Origin of the sequence: Neiella litorisoli, assembly GCF_014773395.1 — a bacterium.
GTDB classification, from domain to species: Bacteria; Pseudomonadota; Gammaproteobacteria; order Enterobacterales; family Neiellaceae; genus Neiella; species Neiella litorisoli.
Window position 1 is genome coordinate 380,536 of the sequence record NZ_JACXAF010000003.1, and the last position, 6,217, is coordinate 386,752.

7 protein-coding genes are annotated in these 6,217 nt (G+C 48.8%); all 7 read right to left on the reverse strand.

Annotation, left to right across the window (positions count from 1 at the left end; translation table 11 throughout):
* Positions 1 to 205: 205 nt before the first annotated feature.
* The 7 genes from IC617_RS03890 to IC617_RS03920 all read right to left on the reverse strand — a co-directional run bounded on the left by IC617_RS03890 (position 206) and on the right by IC617_RS03920 (position 5,411).
* Positions 206 to 400 carry a terminase small subunit gene (locus IC617_RS03890; protein WP_191143655.1) on the reverse strand — a complete coding sequence of 65 codons (195 nt, stop codon included), beginning with the start codon at positions 398 to 400 and terminating at the stop codon, positions 206 to 208.
* On the reverse strand, positions 397 to 870 hold the full coding sequence (locus tag IC617_RS03895) for a DUF1441 family protein (RefSeq protein WP_191143656.1): 474 nt from the start codon (positions 868 to 870) through the stop codon (positions 397 to 399). Before IC617_RS03895 ends, IC617_RS03890 begins: the two co-directional genes overlap by 4 nt.
* Positions 871 to 1,732: 862 nt before the next feature.
* A complete protein-coding gene (locus IC617_RS03900) occupies positions 1,733 to 2,284 on the reverse strand; it encodes a hypothetical protein (protein WP_191143657.1) in 552 nt (183 codons plus the stop codon).
* Between the two features lie 135 nt (positions 2,285 to 2,419).
* A complete protein-coding gene (locus tag IC617_RS03905) occupies positions 2,420 to 2,848 on the reverse strand; it encodes a hypothetical protein (RefSeq protein ID WP_191143658.1) in 429 nt (142 codons plus the stop codon).
* Between the two features lie 527 nt (positions 2,849 to 3,375).
* Entirely contained in the window at positions 3,376 to 3,795 is a 420-nt protein-coding gene (locus tag IC617_RS03910; RefSeq protein WP_191143659.1) for a hypothetical protein, read from the reverse strand.
* A gap of 62 nt (positions 3,796 to 3,857) precedes the next feature.
* Entirely contained in the window at positions 3,858 to 4,892 is a 1,035-nt protein-coding gene (locus IC617_RS03915; protein ID WP_191143660.1) for a phage major capsid family protein, read from the reverse strand.
* 198 nt (positions 4,893 to 5,090) lie between these two features.
* Positions 5,091 to 5,411 (reverse strand): hypothetical protein, encoded by a 321-nt coding sequence (locus IC617_RS03920; protein WP_191143661.1) that lies wholly within the window; start codon positions 5,409 to 5,411, stop codon positions 5,091 to 5,093.
* Positions 5,412 to 6,217: the final 806 nt, after the last annotated feature.

The following is a 6,217-nucleotide window of genomic DNA, read 5'->3' on the forward strand; positions in this document are numbered from 1 at the left end:
GACAGAGACGCGGGGCTGAGTCCTTGTAGTGAGCCTTTAGGAGTTTCTTGGTCTTTTTGTTCTGACACGTTTTACACAGAGGCGAGCGCCCTCGGCCAGAGATAGGACGGAATTGGTTTCGGGGCTTTAATTCATTACAGGAGCGGCATTCTTTGAGGTTTTTCGGGTTACGGGAGGTCATTGGGTGGGGTCCTTTGGTGAGAGCTTACAGGTGGCCTTGATTGAGGAGTTGGTCTCGCTTGTATTCGATGTACCAGCGAACGAAAGAGGCTGTGTCGTACTGCGACTGGACGCCGCGTTTCCCCTTCTCGATACAGGGAGCGCCCTTCTCGACGAATGTGTCGATGGTGGACGGTGTGACGCCGATAATCTCGGCCATTTCTTTACGGTTGGCGATCATGCGTTTTCCTTTGGGATTAGTTCGTTGAGGAGTTGATTGATTTCGTCTTCGAGGATCGACCTTATGGCCTGCTCGTCGACGAGACCCACGACTCGGGGAAGGACGCGGGGGATTAGTTGTTGGAAATGCTCGGAGAGGACCTTGATCCGGTCCTTAATGGTATCGACAGCTTCGTCCACGAGAACGACTTCGCGGAGTTTGGACGCGAGGTTTAACTCAGTGATAGCGACTTCAGCTTCGAGCTTCTTGGTCCTGAGATCCCGAAGACTTGGATCGGTGTTTGGTCCCGAGGTGTGGGAACCTTCGAGTTCCTGTTCGACGTGCCATTCAATGACTTTGGTTGTGTCGAAGGTGTAATTCTTGCCCTCGGAGCCTTTCGACTCAATGGGGAGTCCTCGGGTCATTCTGGAACGGACAGTCTTTCGCGTAACCCCGAGGATGGACGCGAGTTGAGTCATGTTAACTTTCATATTTGTTCTCAGTGATTTAACAGTAAATGTGTAGGGCTTTCAGATCCCCTCGCAGAATTGAAAGATCGGGGTGCGAATAACCCATTAACTCAAGGTCTAGGGAGGACCCGTCGACCCTCCCGAGGACCTTCTCTCGCCCACGTTGAGACAAGCTGAGAGCATCGCTTTGATGGACCTACAGACAGCCGCGGAGAGGCGCTGAGAATGGGCCGGAGGGGCTTGTCTTTAAGGGGGGGGTTAGGCTGGACATGATGAGGGAGCGAGGGGTTATCTTAGGCTTGTTCTTTGAGGACTAGACCTGTTGATTCGTGAGCGTTGGTTGTTGAGCCGTGACGCCGTGTTGAGGTGCGTTGAGGACCGAACCCGAGGGGATGCTAGGGCAGAGTCGTTGAGGCTAGCCTCGGGGTTGTCTGGTTGAAGACGCGGGGGGACTACTCGTCAACTAAGACTTCTATTGGTTTGCCCCGAGGAGCCACTAAAAGCAGTTTAATTAACAACAACTCCGTCCTGAATTAAGCCTCTGAGTAACTTTTGAGATACAAGTTCGTCGTAACTTTTATCAAAAAACATTCCCCAGTTCTTCTTGATTAGGTTCACTCTCCATCTAGCTCGGTCGCAGTTTATATTGCTCAGATTGTTTTTATTTAAGCTACAGGCAATTACGATCGCTTCGTAGGTCATTGCAGTGCTAATCACAGCGGTTTGCTTGGTGTTTAAATCATTTGCTCGACATGGATTGAACGCTAAAGCGAAAACAATTCCAAGTAATAGAACTAACAGCTTGTTTTTTGGGGGCTTCATAATGCCTTCTTTATGGTTAACATGTTGAATACAACTATTTTAAGATGATAGATCGCTTTTATTAATTCTCTATCCTGAATCCATTATCGTTTTTGCCAGAGAGGGTTAGTTCCTCGACAATTGTCCTCTCGATTGATTTTGCAACTCCCCAAGCAAATAGCTGAAAAGGAAAGGTAATCGTCAGGGATAACTTCAAATGGTTGTCATCCAATTGAATCAGAGCGTTGATGTAACCTGCAAAATACCTCATTCTCGGGTGGAGGTAGAATAAGACGTTTAAGCAGTTAGGCTCTTCGCTAACTATATCTAAAGGCTCAGCTCCCGCTTTTAGCGATGCGCCAATCAATTCGATAACGAAACGGGTTGGTTCTGCTTCCAGTGTTAGGGAGTGGCTTCTACTGCTCTTTATTAGTTTTCCTTGGAAGTTCTTAAGAATCGCTTTTCTACTGACGTAACGACCAAAACTTGGATCGCCACCCCCTTCGAATATAAAGTTAAGTACTCCGTTTTTGATAGCGGAATTTTTTTGATATTTACACTTGCTTCGAAGGTATTCAGCAATGTCCGGCTTTAGCAACATTAGTTTGATGTTTTCAACGGTTCTAGTGTTCATAAAGAATGCCAGCTGTTTTCAACAAGGCCACTTCGACTTTACGCTGAATGCACTCGTTATCGAGCATTCTGATTTTAGGCACGATCTATTCCCTCTTTATTAGTCCATCTCACAGACAACAGACGTATGGTAAAACTAATTATTCAATGACGCGAGGATCATCCCCGCGACTTCCCCTTTGATCTCCTCCGAGACGTATCGGTTATTCAACCAGTTCAACAAGTCGGCCTCATGAGTCATGGACTCAGGGTTCGGCTTTGAGGCTGTCCCTCCGAGTTCCAAGTCTCGGGATATGAACAAGGCGGCTAACTCGACACGTTCCATGACCCGACGAGCATGTCTATCGCTACACCAAAGGAACGTCTCAACGCGCTTTGACGTGAGGTCTCCTTCGACGTTTAGAAACACATCGGCAACCTTTGAGGGGGATACCTCGTTGACGTGTTTTGTTCCTTTGCGTTTCCGGCTCTTGATGGACTTTTGGTTCTCCGCAAGACAGACCCCGACGAGTATGTCTTCGAGCCAGCCGATCGGCTTACCGTTTTGACAAGTGAAGTCGTTCATTTGTTGAGGACTGAAAGGGTTAACGATTGTCTTTGGAGGGCGACCTCGGCGGGGCTTCTGCGGGTATACGAACTCAGGGGCGTCGAACTCGTAAAGAGGATCGAGACAAGAATGAATGGACATAATTTCGGACGTATTATTTAGGGGAGACTTGGGGGGATTAATTTCGGACGTATTACTTAGGGACTGACTCTGAGATTAATTTCGGACGTATTATTTAGGGGAGACTTGGGGGGATTAATTTCGGACGTATTACTTAAGGACTAACTCTGAGACTAATTTCGGACGTATTACTTAAGGACTGACTCGGGACGACTAAGGATCAGGGTCGACCTCATGGATGGGTGATATTTGAATTAATAAATCACCAAACCCAAAGACCGACCCAACTACCCGAGGTCTATCCCTTATCCTTGAGGTGTCCTCCTCGGGATCAGTCTTTTAGATCAGCTTTTGAGACTCCCGAAAGTACCGGTCGAAGGATTCCTCGTCCTCAACTGGGTCGACTGTGCTTCTCATGGGGGGCCTTAATATTCTTCGCCGAATAAGGTCGGTTTACTTGGTCCAGAACCACAGATTCGAGCGGCAGTCGCTGAGGCTGGCTGAAGATAAGGGGTATGGCCTTTGTCGCGGTCAATCTCTTTGATCCGCTTTTGAACCTGAGCGAATAAGCGTCGATATACCATTGAGGCTTGTTCCTCGGTCAACTTGTATTCACGGATCAACCAGTCTTTCGTGTTAGGCGTGAGGATGAAACTCGGGTGAGGTCCAAAGTCACTAATTACGGCGCGGACATGATTTCCCGCAGCCATAAAGTTGCTAGTCTCTCCGCCGTGTCGAAGGTCGACGATAACAACTCCGGCCTCGTCGATTAGTGTCCGATAGATCGCATGATGTGCGGTTTCAGCTTCAGCGCGTTTTGCTTTGACTCTCTTTCTTCTGAACATAGGGTTTTACTCTCGTTGTATGGGAAATGGGGCCGACCCTGAGGCCGACCCGAGGACACGCATTAAGCGATTGAAGTTGTCTTGACGAAGGACTTCTGATCCAAGACGACGGAATCAACGTCGAACATTGAGCGGACACGCGTCGCGCCTATCTCCGGTTGACCCTCAGGGGTGTATGAGTGAGCCAAGAAGTCGATCTTTGAGCTTGTCACGCCTTGGAAGTCCGAGAAACGACCCGAGACCATTGTCCCCGCGGGAACATGCTTCGAGACTTGGATCTTTTGGTCTGGAACCCAAAGACTACCGAAGGTCTTCGTCGTTGAAACTTGGCGAGCCAACTTCGCGACGTCCGGAGACATTAGGACCCCGATTTCTTCCTTGTCGATCCCGTTGCCTTCCAAGATCTCAAATTGTTCGCTCATAACCTCGATGATGGATTTTGAGAAGCCGTTGAGAATGTTCTCGGTGATTTGCTTCAACAAGCCGTCTGGTTGAGAAGCGATTACCGCTGAGTCGCCATTAATGAGCGCCGCTTCGACAGACTCGCGGATAGCATTAGCCTGAGCGATTCGGACGTTCGGGAGGATTGTCGGGATTAAAGACGAAGTCCGACGACTAACAATCGTGAAAGCCCCGATGGTGTGGATCTCATACGGGAACTTGACTGACTGAGCGTTGGACTCGGGGATCTCCTCATTCTCACCAAGCCATTGAGTCTGGACCGCTGTATCGAAACCAGCGAAGAACGGGAAGCCCTCAAACATGCCTGAGGTGTCGATCGACATGCCAAGGCGAGACAGTTTGTTTGTGTCAACAATGACGTGCTTCCAAGTTGCCTTGTTGAAAGGCTGAGAGCTACAAGCTCCGGCATGAGTTGTAGTCGTCATCATTCGCTTGTAGGTGTTGCGAAGGTTCTCGTCGACGGCGTCGAGTTCAGACGCAGAGACAAGCGGAGTGTCGAGAGACTCAGAGTAGAACATGGGGGCTTGCTCCCGCATTCCGCTGAACTCTTGTTTGTCGTCGTAGGTGGCGATTACCTCGGGTTTTGCGTTGTCGATTAGATCTTGGAAGTTACGGGCTGAAGATGGGTTAATCATAAAGTTTTTACCTATAGGTCAAATTGAAGATGTGAGGGAGTGAGGACTCTCGGGGGAGTCGTAAAGGTGATTCATTGTGTTAGCGCTCGAATGAGCTGTTGGGCCTGTCTTGGGCCTATTTGGACGACCTCGGGGGTCGCTTAGTGGTATTGACTCAGATTGTTATTGTTGGACGATGGGGCGGGGGAAGTCTTACTCCTATCTCATTGGGTTGGTTTCATAAGCTCTTAAGATGATCGGACTCTCGCCCTTCTCAGGGTCATATTGAGAAACAGCGCTCAGCAGTAGCTTGTATTGAAGGACGTCAGTAATTTGAGTGACTCGGTACTCGTCCCCGAGATTCAACGGGTCGAGTTCGTAAATTGAGTTCAACGGAAAAGCAGGATCAGACGATACGATACTGACACGAAGATCGATGCAATGAGGCTTAGATATTATCCAGACATGACCGCGCTCTCGGGTGTCTTCGATAAGGTAGGCGTCGTTGTTCTTCAGGAATGCTTTTACAAATTCAGACATTGGGCTAATTCTCTCGGGTTGGTTGGTGAATAGTTCGAAGGGCGTTAAGGCCGTGGTAAATCAGGTACGACAAAGTGGCGGACCTTGAGGGGCGTCGTTTGAGCTTTGAGGACAAGAGGTCTCGGGCTTCTTCTATGCGGTCGACGGTCTTTTTGTCGGCACACATGGTTAGCCGCTGAGTCCTTGTCCCGTGGGGATTCCTTGCGGTTGGTCTCATGGTTTAGTTCTCGGGTTAATTATGAGTTTTGGCAAAAAAGAGACGGGACCAAGGGCGGACCCGCCGTTTCCTAACTTCTCAACGCAATGGAACGCTGAGTTTCTTTCTTCACACATGGAGCGACAATTCGGAAAGTTCTTTCTTCGGAGGTGAGGGGACAATTCCAGAAGTCGCATTTTTAAAGGGATCGTAAGGACCGGCGCAAAGTTCTTTCTTCACACATGGAGGGACAATTCGGAAAGCCGTATTCTGTAAGGGGGATCAAGATCGGGTAGGTTCTTTCTTCGTAGGTGGGGTGACAATTCGGGAAGCCGCATTCTATAAGGGTTTCAGGACTCCGAGGTTGGCTCCTTTGGATGGGGTCAAAGGGGTGGTACATTTGCAATTTTGGTGTTATCTTTAACTTATTGTATTTGTTGGTTTTTGTCAGTGACGGCCAGATCCGGGGGTTCGAATCCCTCCCTCTCCGCCACTTATATAGAAAGCCCGCTTTTACAGCCTGTCTTTCATACACAAATCCCTCGATGCAGATCGGGGGATTTTTTTTGAACTCATATTGCTTTTGCTGATCACAATAATTCACTCTATG